12 protein-coding genes are annotated in these 15393 nt (G+C 50.2%); 8 read left to right on the top strand and 4 right to left on the bottom strand.

All coding sequences use genetic code 11. The features are described from left to right. Nucleotides 1-42 precede the first annotated feature (42 nt). From AWQ23_RS02015 to nadC, 4 genes are all read left to right on the top strand, one after another. Nucleotides 43-834, top strand: coding sequence for a hypothetical protein (locus AWQ23_RS02015; RefSeq protein ID WP_157072182.1), 792 nt, complete (start codon nucleotides 43-45; stop codon nucleotides 832-834). Nucleotides 835-850: 16 nt separating this feature from the next. Continuing rightward, nucleotides 851-2161 (top strand): lipid-A-disaccharide synthase, encoded by a 1311-nt coding sequence (locus AWQ23_RS02010; RefSeq protein WP_045441450.1) that lies wholly within the window; start codon nucleotides 851-853, stop codon nucleotides 2159-2161. A 143-nt stretch (nucleotides 2162-2304) separates the two neighbouring features. Continuing rightward, nucleotides 2305-2616: a DUF2973 domain-containing protein gene (locus tag AWQ23_RS02005; RefSeq protein WP_062432033.1), complete on the top strand. Its 312-nt coding sequence runs from the start codon at nucleotides 2305-2307 to the stop codon at nucleotides 2614-2616. A gap of 5 nt (nucleotides 2617-2621) precedes the next feature. Next, entirely contained in the window at nucleotides 2622-3485 is an 864-nt protein-coding gene (gene nadC / locus AWQ23_RS02000; protein WP_062432031.1) for a carboxylating nicotinate-nucleotide diphosphorylase, read from the top strand. Nucleotides 3486-3510: 25 nt separating this feature from the next. Here nadC and priA read toward each other — a convergent pair whose 3' ends face one another. Next, entirely contained in the window at nucleotides 3511-5928 is a 2418-nt protein-coding gene (gene priA, locus AWQ23_RS01995; RefSeq protein ID WP_062432029.1) for a primosomal protein N', read from the bottom strand. A 660-nt stretch (nucleotides 5929-6588) separates the two neighbouring features. Here priA and AWQ23_RS01990 point away from each other — a divergent pair. Further along, nucleotides 6589-7686: an RpoD/SigA family RNA polymerase sigma factor gene (locus tag AWQ23_RS01990; protein ID WP_030006142.1), complete on the top strand. Its 1098-nt coding sequence runs from the start codon at nucleotides 6589-6591 to the stop codon at nucleotides 7684-7686. A gap of 225 nt (nucleotides 7687-7911) precedes the next feature. On the opposite strand, the gene moeB is transcribed toward AWQ23_RS01990, so the two are convergent. Continuing rightward, entirely contained in the window at nucleotides 7912-9087 is a 1176-nt protein-coding gene (gene moeB, locus AWQ23_RS01985; RefSeq protein ID WP_062432027.1) for a molybdopterin-synthase adenylyltransferase MoeB, read from the bottom strand. A gap of 295 nt (nucleotides 9088-9382) precedes the next feature. Here moeB and AWQ23_RS01980 point away from each other — a divergent pair, with 295 nt between their 5' ends. Both AWQ23_RS01980 and AWQ23_RS01975 read left to right on the top strand, forming a co-directional pair. Next, on the top strand, nucleotides 9383-10798 hold the full coding sequence (locus AWQ23_RS01980; protein ID WP_062432025.1) for an LCP family protein: 1416 nt from the start codon (nucleotides 9383-9385) through the stop codon (nucleotides 10796-10798). A gap of 46 nt (nucleotides 10799-10844) precedes the next feature. After that, the gene (locus AWQ23_RS01975) at nucleotides 10845-12569 is read left to right on the top strand and encodes an FAD-dependent oxidoreductase (protein WP_062432023.1); all 1725 of its coding nucleotides are present in this window, start codon (nucleotides 10845-10847) and stop codon (nucleotides 12567-12569) included. A 6-nt stretch (nucleotides 12570-12575) separates the two neighbouring features. On the opposite strand, the gene AWQ23_RS01970 is transcribed toward AWQ23_RS01975, so the two are convergent. Next, entirely contained in the window at nucleotides 12576-14105 is a 1530-nt protein-coding gene (locus AWQ23_RS01970) for a YifB family Mg chelatase-like AAA ATPase (RefSeq protein WP_062432021.1), read from the bottom strand. A 78-nt stretch (nucleotides 14106-14183) separates the two neighbouring features. On the opposite strand from AWQ23_RS01970, the gene AWQ23_RS01965 reads away from it, so the two are divergent. Next, nucleotides 14184-14705 carry a TolB family protein gene (locus AWQ23_RS01965; RefSeq protein ID WP_062432019.1) on the top strand — a complete coding sequence of 174 codons (522 nt, stop codon included), beginning with the start codon at nucleotides 14184-14186 and terminating at the stop codon, nucleotides 14703-14705. Between the two features lie 35 nt (nucleotides 14706-14740). On the opposite strand, the gene AWQ23_RS01960 is transcribed toward AWQ23_RS01965, so the two are convergent. Beyond that, a complete protein-coding gene (locus tag AWQ23_RS01960) occupies nucleotides 14741-15358 on the bottom strand; it encodes a hypothetical protein (RefSeq protein WP_198158681.1) in 618 nt (205 codons plus the stop codon). Nucleotides 15359-15393: the final 35 nt, after the last annotated feature.

Here is a 15393-nt window from a genome sequence, read left to right as displayed (position 1 = left end):
GGAAAGATTTCTGTCGATATTACTAGCCCCTAGACTGTTTTCGTGTCTAAGTCTTTTCGCTTACGATCATCTCCTGCTTTGATTGCGAAGGTGCGCCGTTTCAGTCAGCGCCCGCGTCGATGGTTTGCCCTCAGTCGGTCTGTGGATTGGCTTTGGGTGGGCAAAGTTGGCGGATTGGGGGTCGGCATTACTAGTCTTTGGCTCTGGCAATGGCAACTGCTGGTGGCGATCTCCTTGGGAGCTGGGGCAATGGCCGCGATTTATCTTTTTGAAGCTTCGCCTTGGCAGAAATATTTAGAAGAAGGTTATCGACTCTGGCATAGTCGCCACCGACGGTTACTCCTGGCGGGTATGGGCGGCAGTCTCACGGTGTTACTGAGTTATGGGGCGATCGCCTTTTGGCAATCTATGGCAAACCACTGGCTGACCAGTGTAATGCTCATTCAAGGGTTAATGATTAGTGCGATGTTTGCCCTGATGTTCAGTCGCCACTGGCAGTATCGATCGCCTCAACAACAATTCGAGCAAGCCCTGGAAAATTTAGGCGATCGCAGTAGTATCCGCCGACTCTATGCGATTCGTCAATTGCGGCAGTTATTACAAGAGCAACGATTGACGGCAGAACAGCGCCACACCCTCCACACCTTTTTGCAATTAAGCTGGCAACAGGAACGGGAAAAGCCCCTGCGGGAAGCTCTTCTGGGAACACTGCGCCTCTACACCAGACCCCAAACCCCATCTCCCCAGCCCCTCCAACTCCAAAAATCCCGCCCTCCCCTTAACTTGACCAGGCAGCAGCAAACCCGCAAATCTTTAGTCAAAGAGCAGGTCTAGGGGTTTTTGAGCGACAATGGCCCAACCCTTTGATCTGATTATCCTGACCAATGGCCCCGGTGAAGTGACCACTTGGCTCCGTCCCGTCGTGCAGGCCGTGCGTGCCCATTGGGGAAGCCTCCCGCGCATTTCTGTGGTCTTGGCTCCCTGTTCCCACAGCACGGGTCAAGAAGCGGCGATCGCCCGCAGTTATCCTGAAGTTGACCGGGTTCAGGCCGCCAAGCATTTTTTCCCATTTCTGCTCTGGGGAAAAACCGCTGAATCTTGGTCTTGGTTTTCCCAGGGGGTGGTGCTCTTCCTCGGTGGGGATCAATTTTTCCCCCTGGTGATTGGTAAACGCCTAGGCTTTAAAACCCTAATTTACGCCGAGTGGGAAGCCCGCTGGTGGCGCTGGATTGATGGTTTTGGGGTAATGAATGCCCAGGTTTTAGAAAAAATCCCTCCCAAGTACCAGACTAAATTTCAAGTGGTCGGCGATCTGATGGTGGATATCTCTCAGGAGGCGCAGCAGACTAGCACCACACCGATCATCGGCCTATTACCAGGCTCTAAGGGAATGAAACTCGCCCAGGGAGTCCCTTTACTCGTGGCTACCGCCAGTGTGATCCGCCGCCAGCGCCCAGCGGTAAAATTTTTGCTCCCCGTGGCCCCGACCATCACTGTGCAAACGCTACTACGCTATGGCGATCGCCAACGAAATCCCATGGTAAAACGCTTTGCTGCACCTGCCATTGAGCTTTGTCACACCGGGGATCAGCCCTATTTACGAGTCGCCGATGGCACGCAAATTCAACTGATCACTGACTTTCCTGCTCACCAGGACTTAAGGCAATGTCAACTTTGTCTCACCACCGTTGGCGCAAATACCGCTGAATTAGGCGCTTTGGGTTTGCCGATGCTGGTACTTTTGCCCACGCAACAGTTGGACGCGATGCGTGCCTGGGATGGCATTCCCGGTCTCATTGCGAAAATTCCCTGGTTGGGAACCTGGTTTGTGCGCTGGCTTAATCGACGCATTATTACCCATACCCGCAAACATCGAGTGCGTTATGCTTGGCCAAATATTTGGGCGAAAAAAGATATTGTGCCGGAGCTATTGGGGGAACTAGATCCAGAAACCCTAGGAGCTTTGGTCTTAGATTATTTAGACCATCCTGAAAAACTTAAGGCGATGCAAGCCTCTCTCCAGGCTTGTCGTGGCGAGGCGGGGGCCGCCCACAAATTAACGCTGATGATTGGTGATCTGTTGCACTTAACGACGGTGGATTTAGGCCATCAGCAGCCGCCAGTACACCCTCAGGGTTCCCGCTTAAACCAGGGAGAATAGTTAAGGATAAATACTTAACCTTTGGGGATCAAAGGCGATCGCCCTTTGCCAGACGGGAATTTTTTCGAGATAATAGACCTAAGCATAGCGTAGCCCTTTTTTTGCACCGAATTGCTGCTATTGAAGCGAGGCACAGATTAATAATGTTTCATTTCTTGTTTATTTTGGCATTTGGAATTATCGCCACCATCGCAGCGGTGAACTTGGTGCGCAGCTTTATGATGCTGAGTAATGAAACAAGGGTCTACCCAAATTTTCAGAGTAATACCCAAGGAACGCAATCCCAACGGCCCCGGCCGACCCCCCACCCAGAAATGGTTGACGACTTGGGCCAACCGATTAATGAACCGTTATTGGTCGTGCGATCGCTGGATGTAGAAGACGCGAGGCAACGCCTAGATAATTTATACAACTCATCGCCGAATGGTGAAAATAACCAAGAAGAGGATGCCTAGAACCGATGGCAACCTTACCCCCTTGGCTCATCATTGATCCCCTCCTCCAACAATGGTTACAGGAGGATCTCGGACGGGGTGATCGCACCACCCAAGCTTTATTTACGGATACCATCGCGCCCCTCGGCCAGGCGAAATTGATTTTAAAAGCCGACGGTCGGGTTACAGGTTTACCTTTGGTAGCGCGGGTTTTTCAGTTACTTGATCCCCAGAATTTTAAACTTGAAACGGTTTTACCAGAAGGTTCTTCGGGACAGCCCCAGAGTCTAATTGCCACGATGACCGCTCCCCTCGATATTTTGCTCATGGGGGAACGGGTCGCGTTGAATATTTTGATGCGCCTGAGTGGGATTGCCACGATGACGGCGCAGTATGTGGATAAAATCGCTGACTTGCCGACGCAATTGGTAGATACCCGCAAAACGACTCCTGGCTTACGTCTGCTGGAAAAATATGCCGTGCAGGTGGGTGGCGGGCAAAACCATCGTTTTGGGCTAGATGATGCGGTAATGATCAAGGACAATCATATTCAGGCGGCAGGGGGCATTTCCCAGGCGATCGCCCTTGTGCGGCAAAATATACCCTATCCTCTAGCGATTGAAGTGGAAGCCGAAACCCCAGAACAAGCCTTTGAAGCAGTGACAGCGGGGGCCGATATTTTAATGCTGGACAATATGTCCGTGGCAATGATGGCGGATCTGATCCCCCCACTGCGGGCCAAAAATCCCCGTTTGAAATTGGAAGCGTCGGGCAATATTACCCTGGAAACCTTGCGGGAGGTGGCGTTGACGGGGATCGATTATATTTCCACCAGTGCGACGATTACCCGTGCGCCGTGGCTCGATATCAGTATGAAAATTACGGCTTAGTTTTTAAAAATTTTTCGCTGAATGGCTAATCGATATACAACGGGTCAACATTAATCGCAAGGCTTACCGGACGCGGGCAAAATTCCCGCAAAAAAGTTAAATCGGGGATCTCCGTTTTACTCTGGGGAAATTTTAAAACCACCTGCCAACGGTAACGCCGCGCCACTCGGAGAATATTTGCTGGAACGGGGCCAAGGAGTTCGTCTTCGGGTTCAAGCAGTGGAAAACATTTTTCGGCGATCGCCTCGGCAGTGTAACGCACCTGATCCTGTTTCTCTCCACTAAAACGCAGTAAAACTAATTTGCCAAAGGGAGGATAATCCAATTCCTGGCGCTGACTTATTTCCTGTTGAGCAAAGGTCAGATAATCATGGGTTTTCACCGCTTGAATCACCGGATGCTCTGGGGAATAGGTTTGAATGATCACCTGTCCCGGTTCATTACCCCGACCCGCCCGACCCGCCACTTGGGTGAGGGTTTGAAACGTTCTCTCGGCGGCCCGATAATCGCTTTGATGCAACAGACCATCGGCGGCAATTACCCCCACTAGAGTGACCTGTGCCACATCTAAACCCTTCGTGAGCATCTGGGTACCCAGTAAAATGTCTGCCTCACCCCGGGCAAATTGACCCAGTAAATCGCGGTGCGCCCCTTTTCGACGGGTCGTGTCACTATCAAACCGCAGACAACGTAACTGAGGAAATTCCTTGGCGATCGCCTGGAAGACCTTTTGGGTGCCGTTCCCGAAAAACTTGAAATAGGGGGAGTTACAGCTAGGACAATGCTTGGGTTGGATCTGGCTATGATCGCAATAATGACAGCGCAATAGGGGCAGACTTCCCTCCTGGACATAATGGTAGGAGAGAGACACATCACAATGGGGACATTCCATCACGTAACCGCAACTGCGACAGGAAACAAAGGTGCTGTGACCGCGACGTGCAACGAATAAAATGCCCTGCTCATGGGTCTTGGCGATGCGTTCGAGGGCTTGCCGGAGAGACTGGCTAAACAGGGAATAATTGCCGACCCGTAGTTCATGGCGCATATCAACAATTTGAACAGGGGGCAGCGGACGGGCATATACCCGCTCAGGTAGGGAAATGTAATGGTAATTCGAGTTTTGGGCCTGGGTCGTTTGAAACTTCACCCAGGTGTCTAGGGCCGGGGTCGCAGAACCAAGAATCAGAGGGCAATTTTCCTGTTGCGATCGCCACCGGGCAACGGTGCGGGCGTGGTAGGTGGGGGCGGGCTGATCCTGTTTGTAGCTGCTATCGTGTTCTTCGTCGAGGATGATCATCCCCAGATTGGGCAGGGGGGCAAAAACGGCGGAACGGGTGCCGATAATAATTTGGCTGTCGGGGCGCAACATTTGTCGCCAGGTATCGTAGCGTTCCCCTTCTGATAAGCCGCTGTGATAAGTCAAAACGCGATCGCCAAACCGTGACCGAAACCGATCCATTAGTTGCGGTGTGAGACCAATTTCTGGCACGAGGACAAGGGCAGATTTTTGCTGGGATAACAGGGGGGCGATCGCCTGGAGATAAACCTCTGTTTTCCCTGAACCCGTCACCCCATGTAACAAAACTTCCCCGTATCCCTGGATGGCTTGAATGGTGTTTAAAGCCTGTTGTTGGGCGGCAGTTAGGGTTTTTGCTTGATCTGAATTTTGATCCGGGGCGCGGTGTAGGCGTAATTTTTCCCGTTCGGCGATCGCCACACAACCGACCTTTGCCATTTTCGTCACCGTTGCCGCCGTTGTTTTCGCCACCCCCACCAATTCCGAGAGCCACATTTCGCCCCCTTCATGGCGCAACACCAACAAAATTTCCCGTTGTCGTTTGGTGAGCCCTTCCCGTTCGCCCACGTAACTCACCCACTTTTGCCGCTGCCCGTGGATGACCTGGGGCGTCGCTAAATATCGTTCTGCGAGGCCCGCCTTTTCCAATTCCTGTATCCCCCGATAGACCGACTTAATCTGTCGTTGGAGGTACTTCACACTGTAGTCCTGGGTTGATCCCCGCTGGAGTAACTGGAAAAGTTGTTGGGCCGTCGGTGGTAAAGAGTCGATGTCGATGGAGGCGAGATCGGTTTTCAAAAGCCGAACACGGGGTTGCGATCGCCGCAATAAACCCGGCGGCAAAGCCATTCGTACCACCGTCATCATATCCGTTTGATGGGCCTGGGCAACCCGCAATAAAAGCTGCCAATAGTGGGGCGAAAAAAAGCCCCGCGCGATGATCCCCTGCACCGGACGGATTTGCTCAGGATCCAGTCCCTGGGGGAGCTTTGCAATGAAGCGAATGGCGATCGCCCCCACCTGTTGCGCCCCAAACCCAACCAATACGATATCCCCTGGCACTACCGTTAATTCTGGCGGCACTCCATAGGTAAAAAGCCCCTGAGTATAACCACAATCAACTAAGACCTCAAGCCAATCCAAATCCCTAATCTCCTAAGATTCCCAAAACTCACTGCAAAAGCACTATACCCCATGATTTTTTATCAATTCAAATAAGCATAATTATTTTTCTCTATATACAACCCTAGGTAGAGTGAAGTAAGAAGTAAATTATGAGAGTTTATCTTTACTAATCAAAACTAAATTTTCTTGAAATTTCCTGGATTACATCACATTAAATAATCCTTAAAAGAAGTGTCGCTGATAATGCAGATGCCGCCAGTCTGCTATGTCAAGCTATTTTGATGAGCAACCGATCTTTTTGGGCTTGGCAAGTGATTTAAGAAAAATTTACACAACTTCCCTGGGCAAAAGATCCACTCAACAAAACCTTAATTTTGTATTTAACAAAACCATATTCTACTCAACCATCTGCTACATTAATTCTGAGAAAAGTCTCGGATTTTTCCCAGAAACCTTTACTAATTGCTGCAATTGTTGATTTTTATTAAAAGCTTATTTACATTCCCAGAGCTCAAACAGGTATAACAGTTCTAAGGAATGAACTGTCTGCTCCTTGAAATTGTTTTAGCTGCATCCTGATAAACGATTATTTGGTATTGAATTCTGCTTATTTTTGTTTTTCTTTAGCTAATCCTCGCTTCCCACCACACATCCCCTGACTCTTTATTTCGTAGGATTATGTTCGACACAACCACAACCAACAGTCTTGACCCTGTGTATGCTCAAGATAGCCATCAAGCCACTGAATTAGAATCGAGCAATTCAATGGTTGAAGCGGAATTTTCAGAGACAGAACTCACAAATTTGCGGGGAGTCCGTAGTCGCAATGAGGATACTGTCGGTGCTTTTTTTAAAGAGATGGCCCGCTACCCTCTCCTCAAGCCAGACGAAGAAATTCAACTGGCCCACAGTGTTAAGTTCCTCAATGATGCCGAAGAGCGTCGCCTTGAACTTCAGGAACAATTGGGGCGATCGCCTACCAATGAAGAATGGGCGAGTGTCCTTGGCCTCGAAACGGTTAAACAGCTCAACTCTGCCCTGTACAAAGGCCGGGTGGCTAAGCGGAAGATGATTCGCTCCAATCTGCGTCTTGTGGTCTCCATTGCGAAGCGCTATCTCAACCGGGGTGTACCGTTTCTAGATCTGATTCAAGAGGGGGCGATCGGCCTTAACCGTGCCGCCGAAAAATTCGACCCCAACAAAGGCTACAAGTTTTCGACCTATGCCTATTGGTGGATTCGCCAGGCGATTACCCGCACCATTGCCAATGATGCCCGGACAATTCGCTTACCGATCCACATCGTCGAGAAGCTCAACAAACTCAAAAAAGCCCAACGGACGCTCAAACAAAGCCTGCAACGGAATCCAACTGAAGCGGAATTGGCCCAAGAACTCGATATTACCGCTGATCAACTCCACCAACTGCTTCAACTCCGGCGTCAATCTCTCTCCCTGAACCATCGGGTGGGTAAAGGCGAAGACACGGAACTGGTTGATCTCCTTGAAGATGATGGCCTTCAACTTCCCGAAGAACGGATGAGTGAAGCGATGATGCGCCAAGAACTTTGGGATGTCCTCGGTGACGTGCTCACTGACCGTGAAAAAGAAGTCATTGCTCTCCGCTATGGCCTCTCCTCTGAACAGCCCCATACCCTCGAAGAAGTGGGTGGGATGTTTAATCTATCCCGGGAGCGGGTACGACAAATCCAAAGTAAAGCGATGCGCAAGCTACGGCGTCCCCAGGTGGCCCGCCGCCTCAAAAGTTGGCTGTATTGATCCCCTAAATTAATCTTTGCTGGATTTGGCGATCGCCAACCTAAATTATTCCTCCTTTCGCTTTTGCCCCCGTAGCCCCTCTGTAATATTTAAGAGGGGTTTTTTCTATGGTTTATTGCTTTTGTCCCCACAAAAAAACCCGCTTGGTGCGGGCGCGTTTTTTATGAATTAATCATTTCAACGATTTTATGTGGTTACAACCTGTAGCTTCATTCCCAAAACTGTCTAGTACAAGGGAACGTTAGCATCAACTTCTTCACTCCAGGCTTTGATCCCACCTTTGACGTTGATGCCTGTAATGCCTGCTTCCTGGAGAATACCGAGAGCTTTCGCTGAGCGGCCGCCCATTTTACAGTGGGCAATTAACTTTTTCCCTTCCGTCAGTAATTCCTTGACCTGATCAACCCCATCCCCTTGCTCAATATCAGGTAGAGGGATCAGGGTCGCCCCCGGAATTTGGGCAATGTCATATTCGTGGGGATTACGGACATCGATCAAAACATAATCATCAGCATCACTGTCTAATAATGCCTTGAGTTCTGTAACTGTCATTTCTTCCATAGCTGCCTGCTGTTCTGCCTCCGCTGCCTTTGCTTGGGGAATGCCACAAAACTGTTCGTAATCAATTAATTTTTCGATTACAGGACGTTCTGGGTTGGGGCGTAATTTCAATTCCCGGAATTTCATATCGAGGGCATTGAAAAGTAAAAGTCTGCCACTGAGGGTATTTTTTGCCCCAAGAATGATCTTGATGGTTTCTGTGGCTTGGATCGTGCCAATGATTCCTGGCAATACACCGAGGACGCCGCCCTCGGCACAGGATGGCACCATGCCTGGTGGTGGAGGTTCGGGATATAGATCGCGGTAGTTGGGGCCGCCTTCATAGTTAAAGACGGTGGCTTGGCCTTCAAACCGGAAAATCGAGCCGTAGACATTGGGCTTATTTAAAAGCACACAAGCATCGTTCGTGAGATAACGGGTGGGGAAATTATCAGTTCCATCCACAACGATGTCGTAATCTTTAATAATGTCGAGGGCATTGCTCGAATTAATCTGAGTCTCGTAGAGATCGACTTGGCAGAAGGGGTTAATTTCCAGGATTCGGTTTTTGGCCGATTGGATTTTGGGCTTGCCGACCCAAGAAGTGCCGTGGATGATTTGGCGTTGCAGGTTAGAAAAATCTACAATGTCGAAATCGACCAGACCAATCCGACCGATTCCCGCAGCGGCAAGGTAGAGCAGTAATGGCGAGCCGAGACCACCACTACCGATACAAAGGACACTGGCGGCTTTAAGCTTCTTTTGTCCATCTACGCCCACTTCCGGCAAGATTAGGTGCCGTGAATAGCGTTCGTAGTCATCCTTTGTTAGTTCTATAGTGTCTAAATTAGGATTTAACATTTTTGGGTGTTCTGAGGAAATGTTTTAGAGTCTGCGGTCTGGGGTCACGACCAAGAACACGATTGCAGTCTCTTAGTCTACTGCGTTGTGGGGTTAGATTCTAGGTTAACTTAAGGGATTGTGCCTTGGGTAGAAAATATTTTGCTCAGAAATAGGCGACGATTGATAAATTTATTGGTATTTTTTGAGGAAAGCATTGTGCAACACTGCGTCAAATTATATTGACAGGGTATAGTCGCTTTTAGGATTCACTAAGCGGGATAATTTTGTATTAGTCCCTAGGAGAAACGGTCTTATGGTTCATGGTCAGGAAGTTACGAATGGGGATCACCCCCGCAAAGGCTCCACGAAGCTTCTTCGATCACCGCGCCACAATCTCTCCCGCCGCCATAAGCCAAAGTCTAAGGTTTTTTCGCCTTTCGTGCGGGGACTGTCATGGGGGGTTGGGTTTATGGGCACGATCCTCCTATCTGCTTCCCTGGGGACGGCGATCGCCGTTTATACACCCATTGCTCAACTGGTATTGCCTTTTCTACCAGCTCCCCTGGGCAATCTTGCCACCGATGGTTTACGGCAATTAGGGACTTATAGCTTGGGTCGCCCTGTAAATGTCCTTGTGATGGGGGTTGATCGAGTGGAAGGCACTGAGAATTCGGACGCTGAATTTAATGGACGCAGCGACACGATCCTTTTGGTTCGCTTTGAGCCAGAACAAGGGCAAGTCAATATGCTTTCGATCCCCCGGGATAGCCAAGTCAGAATTCCCAATGTGGGCATTACAAAAGTTAATGAAGCCAATGCTTACGGTGGTGGCCCGTTGGCGGCCCAGGTTGTAAGTGATGCCCTAAATGGTGTGACGGTTGATCGCTATGTGCGCGTAACCACCGACACCTTTAAAGAGTTGGTTGATGCTGTGGGGGGGGTCAACGTATTTGTCCCAGCGGATATGCAATACACAGACCAGACCCAGGGCCTTGAGATCAACCTCGAAAAAGGCTGGCAAGTGTTAGATGGGGAACAGGCAGAACAGTTTGTCCGCTTTCGGCAAGATCAATATGGTGATATTGGCCGGGTACAGCGCCAACAGGTACTCCTCAAAGCACTCCGGGAAAAAATCCAATCCCCGGCGATTATTCCCCGTCTCCCGGCTTTGATTGGTTTAGTACGTGAACACATTGATACGAATCTAACCTGGGAAGAAATGCTGGCGTTAATGAATTTTTCGCGACAACTGGAACAGGAAAATTTCCAGATGGTGATGCTACCAGGGCGTTTTAGTGATGTTGGTGAATATAACCGCAGTTACTGGATTATTTCTGACCAGGGCAAAAATCAGGTGATGACGGAATTTTTTGCGGTGGAATCGCCTATCTGGTCAACACCAGACGAAAATGACGGCACCCTAACGAACAACGTGCGCATTGCGATTCAAAATGCCTCTGGTTCTCCGGGGATGGCGCGGCAGGTGTCAGAATTTTTGCAGAGCCAGGGCTTCACGAATATTTATTTATCGAGTGATTATCCAGACCGCCTAGAGCAAACCCAGGTGATTGCCCAACAGGGAAATATTTCTGGAGCAAACCAACTGTTAGCAAACCTTGGTACGGGAAGGGTTGAAGCGTCTTCCATCGGCGAAATTGAATCGGACTTTACGATCCGTGTGGGCCAAGATTGGCTGGAACGATCCCAGGAATCGTTTGTGTCCAATTAATTTGAAATTAATTGAATCGATTAGAAACTAAAAACTAAGCAAATTAATGGAAAACTTACGGACGCAGGTCTTGGTGGTCGGGGGCGGCACCGGGGGGACAGCGGCAGCACTCCAATGTACGCGACAAGGAATTAAAACAATTTTGGTGAGTGAGTTTCCCTGGTTGGGGGGGATGCTAACTGGGGCAGGGGTTGCGGCACCGGATGGCAATGAACTCAAGGCCTGGCAGACGGGACTTTGGGGTGCTTTTCTCCGGGAGCTACAACGGCGACATCAGCAAGCAGGCTTGGATCACAGTTGGGTGAGTATGTTCACTTTTGATCCGCGAGTTGGGGCTGAGATTTTTGCAGATTGGGTTAAAGCAGAGCAGCAGTTAACCTGGATTGCAGGACAAATCCCCCTAGAAGTAAAAAGGCAAGGCGATCGCCTTTGTGCGGTTCGTTTCCCAGATTATTGGATTGAGGCAGACATTATTCTCGATGGGACAGAATTAGGGGATCTACTGGCCCTGGGGGAGGTACCCCACCGTTGGGGTTGGGATTGGTCAGAGAAATTTAAGGAACCCAGCGCCCCCACTGCCCCCAACGAAATGACACAAACCTACCCGGTACAGTCGCCCACCTGGGTTTTTTATCTAAAGGAAAAAGGGGTGCAGCCACCGCCTAGCCATGGCGATTTTTCGATATTCCAAGGGGCTTGGGAAAAATATGGCCTGGAGCAATTTCTGAATTATGGGGGCTTGCCCAATAGCCACTACATGATCAACTGGCCCCTCGCTGGTAATGATTTTGGTTTGGGGGGCGATCGCCTTTTAGATCCCCAGCAACGCCTTGATTTTTACCGAGAAGCCCAGGCTCACAGTTTGGCGTTTGCGGATTACATTTACCAAGCATCTGGCGGCAAATATGGCCTAGCGACGGGCGTTTTTCCCCATGACTTGTATGGCGGCAGTTTTGCCCTAATGCCCTATTTCCGGGAAAGTCGGCGCTTGATCGGGACGGAAACCCTCACGGAACCACAGATTTTACCCCAGGGTACTGTTGCGCCTTTGCCTTTAAATACAGCCGGGGAAGTCCAAGCAATTGCCGTTGGGAATTACGCGAATGATCACCATTATCCGGGCTTTGAATTTCCCCTCACGCCAAAGTCGATTCCCTGGGGCGGCCGCTGGACAGGCACTCCCTTTACGATCCCCTACACGGCTCTGTGTTCGGCGACAGTGGAAAATTTAATCGCCTGCGAGAAAAATATTGCTGTTTCTCACATCGCTAATGGGGCAACGCGCTTGCAACCCCTGGTCCTCAATCTTGGTCAGGCAGCAGGCCAAGCAGCGGCCCTGGCAATTCAAAATCGGTGCGCTCCAAAAGAGATTGATGTCCGGCAACTCCAAGAAAAATTATTGACGGATAACGTCGCGCCCGCAGCAGTGATCCCTTTGTATAATTTGGCCTTTGACCATCCCGAATGGCTGAAATGGCAACGATTTTACCTCGATCATCCCGAACAATATCCTGAAAATGGTTTATGCGATCGCAGGCCGTTTGTCTCAGCACCCACACCCCAGGCAAAACTCTACAGCGGTGAAATTTTTCCCCAAGGTAATTGCCAATACGCGATCGCCTTACCTGATCAGTCGCAACCAATTCAGGTGGTAACCCTTGATCCCCAGATGCACCAATGGCTGGGAAATTTGCAGACTCCCCAAAAAATCCAGGCGATCGGCAGAATTAACAAGGCCGCCCCTTGGTTTGTCCTTGAGGACATTGCCTAAAACCTGCTACTGCATTCGGTCAATGGTGCGGTATTGAATCGCTTCGGCAATGTGGACTGTTTGGATGGTGGGAGCGGCGGCTAAATCGGCAATTGTCCGGGATACTTTCAGAATCCGATCCATGGCCCGGGCCGATAACCCCAACTTGCGGATCGCCCCTTCGAGTAAATTACGACTGCCTTGGTCAAGGTCACAATGTTGCCGCAAATCCTTCGTCGTCATCTCCGCATTACAGTGCACTTGGGGGTGATCCTGGAACCGTACTTGGGCAATCTGTCGCGCCTGGTTAACCCGTTCTGCGACCGTGCGAGAATCTTCACCCACACCCTGTTGCATCATTTCCTCTGGCTTTAGGCGATTGACCGCCACCTGGAGATCGATGCGATCCATCAACGGCCCGGAGAGTTTCGCCCAATATTGTTCGCGAGCGCGGGGACTGCAAGTACAAGCCTGGATCGGGTCGCCAAAATAACCACAGGGGCAGGGATTTGTACTGGCAACAAGGGTAAATTGGGCCGGAAATTCTACCGACTGACGGGTGCGGGAAATGGTCACAAAGCCATCTTCGAGGGGTTGCCGCAAAAATTCGAGGACATTGCGTTTAAATTCGGTCAACTCGTCGAGAAATAATACCCCCCGGTGGGCCAAAGAAATTTCCCCAGGGCGCGGAAAACTACCACCACCCACGAGGGAAGGGCCAGAGGCGGAGTGGTGGGGACTGCGGAAAGGACGTGCTGTCACTAATGTGCCACGATCTTTGAGTAAACCAGCGACGGAATGAATTTGCGACACTTCTAGGGCTTCATCGAAGGACAGTTTCGGCAAGATACCCGGTAATCTTCGAGCCAGCATCGTTTTTCCGCTACCGGGTGGCCCCACAAAAACGAGATTATGGCCCCCAGCGGCGGCAATCTCCAGGGCGCGACGGGCCAGGGTTTGGCCTTTGACATCTTTGAGGTCTGGTACGAGGTGGGCGGCTTTGGCGATCGCCTCTCGGATATCGATTTTGATAGCTTGATGCTTATGGGGTGCCCCCAACAGATCCGCCACTTCCTTTAAATTTCCACAGCCGTAAACCGTTAGGCCATTCACAACTGCCGCTTCCTGGGCGTTGGCAGTCGGCACAACCATCCCCTTAAAGCCTAACTTTTGGGCAGCAGCGGCGATTGGTAAAACCCCTGCCACAGGCCGGAGGGTGCCATCAAGGGATACTTCCCCCAGGAATAAAAAATCCTCTAGGAGCGTTGTTTCAATTTGTTCCGTCGCGGCCAAAATGCCCACACTAATGGGAAGATCGAAACTAGGGCCTTCTTTGCGGAGATCGGCGGGTGTGAGATTGACTAAAATTTTGCGCACGGGGAACCCAAACCCAGAATTTTTGAGGGCGGCCTTAACCCGTTCCCGGGATTCTTGTACGGCCGCATCCGGCAGTCCGACCACCATCATTTTCGGTAAGCCGCCGGAAATATCCACTTCCACCCCGACCCTGAGGGCATCGACCCCGACAATGGTGGCACTCCAAATTTTTGCTAGCATTGCTCTGTTTTAGTGTGCTGTTAGGACAATATTATAGAAAAATTGGCGATCGCCCGCCCTTTGATTTTCCTTTGACCTATGCGCTATGTTTCTTTCCTACGCAGTTTGTTCCTCGGTAGCCTTGGTTTGCTGCTCCAGAGCTGCGTTGGTTATCCGCGCATTGTCAATTTTCCCGTTGATCCCGGTGGCCGCAGTTTAAATAGTCGGGCCCTTGAATTTGACCCGGCGATCGCCGAACCTTACCTCGTTTTTGCCTCAGACCGCAACGGCTCCCAGGATATTTACCTATTTGATACCAGTACCCGCCAAACGATCCTGTTACCGGGGCTCAATGCCCTGAATGAAATTGCCTCCCATCCCGCCGTTTCTGAAGATGGTCGCTACATTGTCTTTGCCGTCAATCGTCGCGGCGAATCTGACATTTATCTCTATGATCGCGAGTTTGAACAAAAACGGAATTTAACCGATAACTTAAACCAAGAAGTGCGTAATCCAACCATTAGTGCTGATGGGTCTAAAATTGCCTTTGAGGCCGCTGAAAATGGCCAGTGGGATATCCTCGTTTATGATCGCAATGGCCGCCAATTAGATGTCGAATAATATCTCCTGACAGCTAATGCAACACCAACTGATCACTAGAGGGTAGCGTAGTAGCACTTGGTTTCGGTTTCGGTGTGACTCAAAATGACGCCGAGGTCTTCGAGGATTTCTAGGCAGTTTTGAATTGTTTTTAATTTCTTTGCGCTTGTGCCTTTGAACTGGGCGGCAATTTGGGTAATTGTCCATTCGCCGCCTTGGGTACGCAATAAATCTCGGATCGCGGCGAGTTGGTCTTTGAGTTTTGTCGGGAATTTTTGTTGTTCAGGAGGGGCAATAACGGCTTCTTTTGTTTCCTCTTCTACGCCAATACCTTCAATGACTTTCTGGGTGACGACTTGATCGGGGGCTTGGTATTCAGGACGGAGCCAACGGACAAAACCGTTTCGTTCTTCTTCGGCGCGTTCTGCATTGAGATCGACTAATCTTTGCAGGATGGTTTGTTCGAGTTGTTCTTTGTGTTCACTGTTGTTGGGTTCGGTTTGGGTTTGTTGCCACTGGGGGATTAAATCGTCCCAGTTGTAGGCTTGGAAAACGAGGCGATCGAGGTCGTCGTGGATTTGTTTGAGAGTCGTGATTAGGGCTTTGTTGTTAAATTCTCTGTCTGCATCGGTGAAGGGTTCGCCACTGCGCATTTTTTCGAGGCAGTTATACATGGCGGTGATGGTGACTTCGGGATGGGCGCCTTGGA

Origin of the sequence: Picosynechococcus sp. PCC 73109 (assembly GCF_001521855.1) — a bacterium.
Taxonomy (GTDB): Bacteria; Cyanobacteriota; Cyanobacteriia; order Cyanobacteriales; family MRBY01; genus MRBY01.
Note: the sequence above shows the minus strand (reverse complement) of the source record. Positions and strands in the feature narration are given on the sequence as shown.

Bases quoted from the DNA above. Each gene is read 5' to 3' on its own strand.
- AWQ23_RS02010 (WP_045441450.1), top strand. From the start codon at position 851: ATGGCCCAACCCTTTGATCTGATTATCCTGACCAATGGCCCCGGTGAA.
- AWQ23_RS02005 (WP_062432033.1), top strand. From the start codon at position 2,305: ATGTTTCATTTCTTGTTTATTTTGGCATTTGGAATTATCGCCACCATC.
- nadC (WP_062432031.1), top strand. From the start codon at position 2,622: ATGGCAACCTTACCCCCTTGGCTCATCATTGATCCCCTCCTCCAACAA.
- AWQ23_RS01990 (WP_030006142.1), top strand. From the start codon at position 6,589: ATGTTCGACACAACCACAACCAACAGTCTTGACCCTGTGTATGCTCAA.
- moeB (WP_062432027.1), bottom strand. From the start codon at position 9,087: ATGTTAAATCCTAATTTAGACACTATAGAACTAACAAAGGATGACTAC.
- AWQ23_RS01980 (WP_062432025.1), top strand. From the start codon at position 9,383: ATGGTTCATGGTCAGGAAGTTACGAATGGGGATCACCCCCGCAAAGGC.
- AWQ23_RS01975 (WP_062432023.1), top strand. From the start codon at position 10,845: ATGGAAAACTTACGGACGCAGGTCTTGGTGGTCGGGGGCGGCACCGGG.
- AWQ23_RS01970 (WP_062432021.1), bottom strand. From the start codon at position 14,105: ATGCTAGCAAAAATTTGGAGTGCCACCATTGTCGGGGTCGATGCCCTC.
- AWQ23_RS01965 (WP_062432019.1), top strand. From the start codon at position 14,184: ATGCGCTATGTTTCTTTCCTACGCAGTTTGTTCCTCGGTAGCCTTGGT.
- AWQ23_RS01960 (WP_198158681.1), bottom strand. From the start codon at position 15,358: ATGTATAACTGCCTCGAAAAAATGCGCAGTGGCGAACCCTTCACCGAT.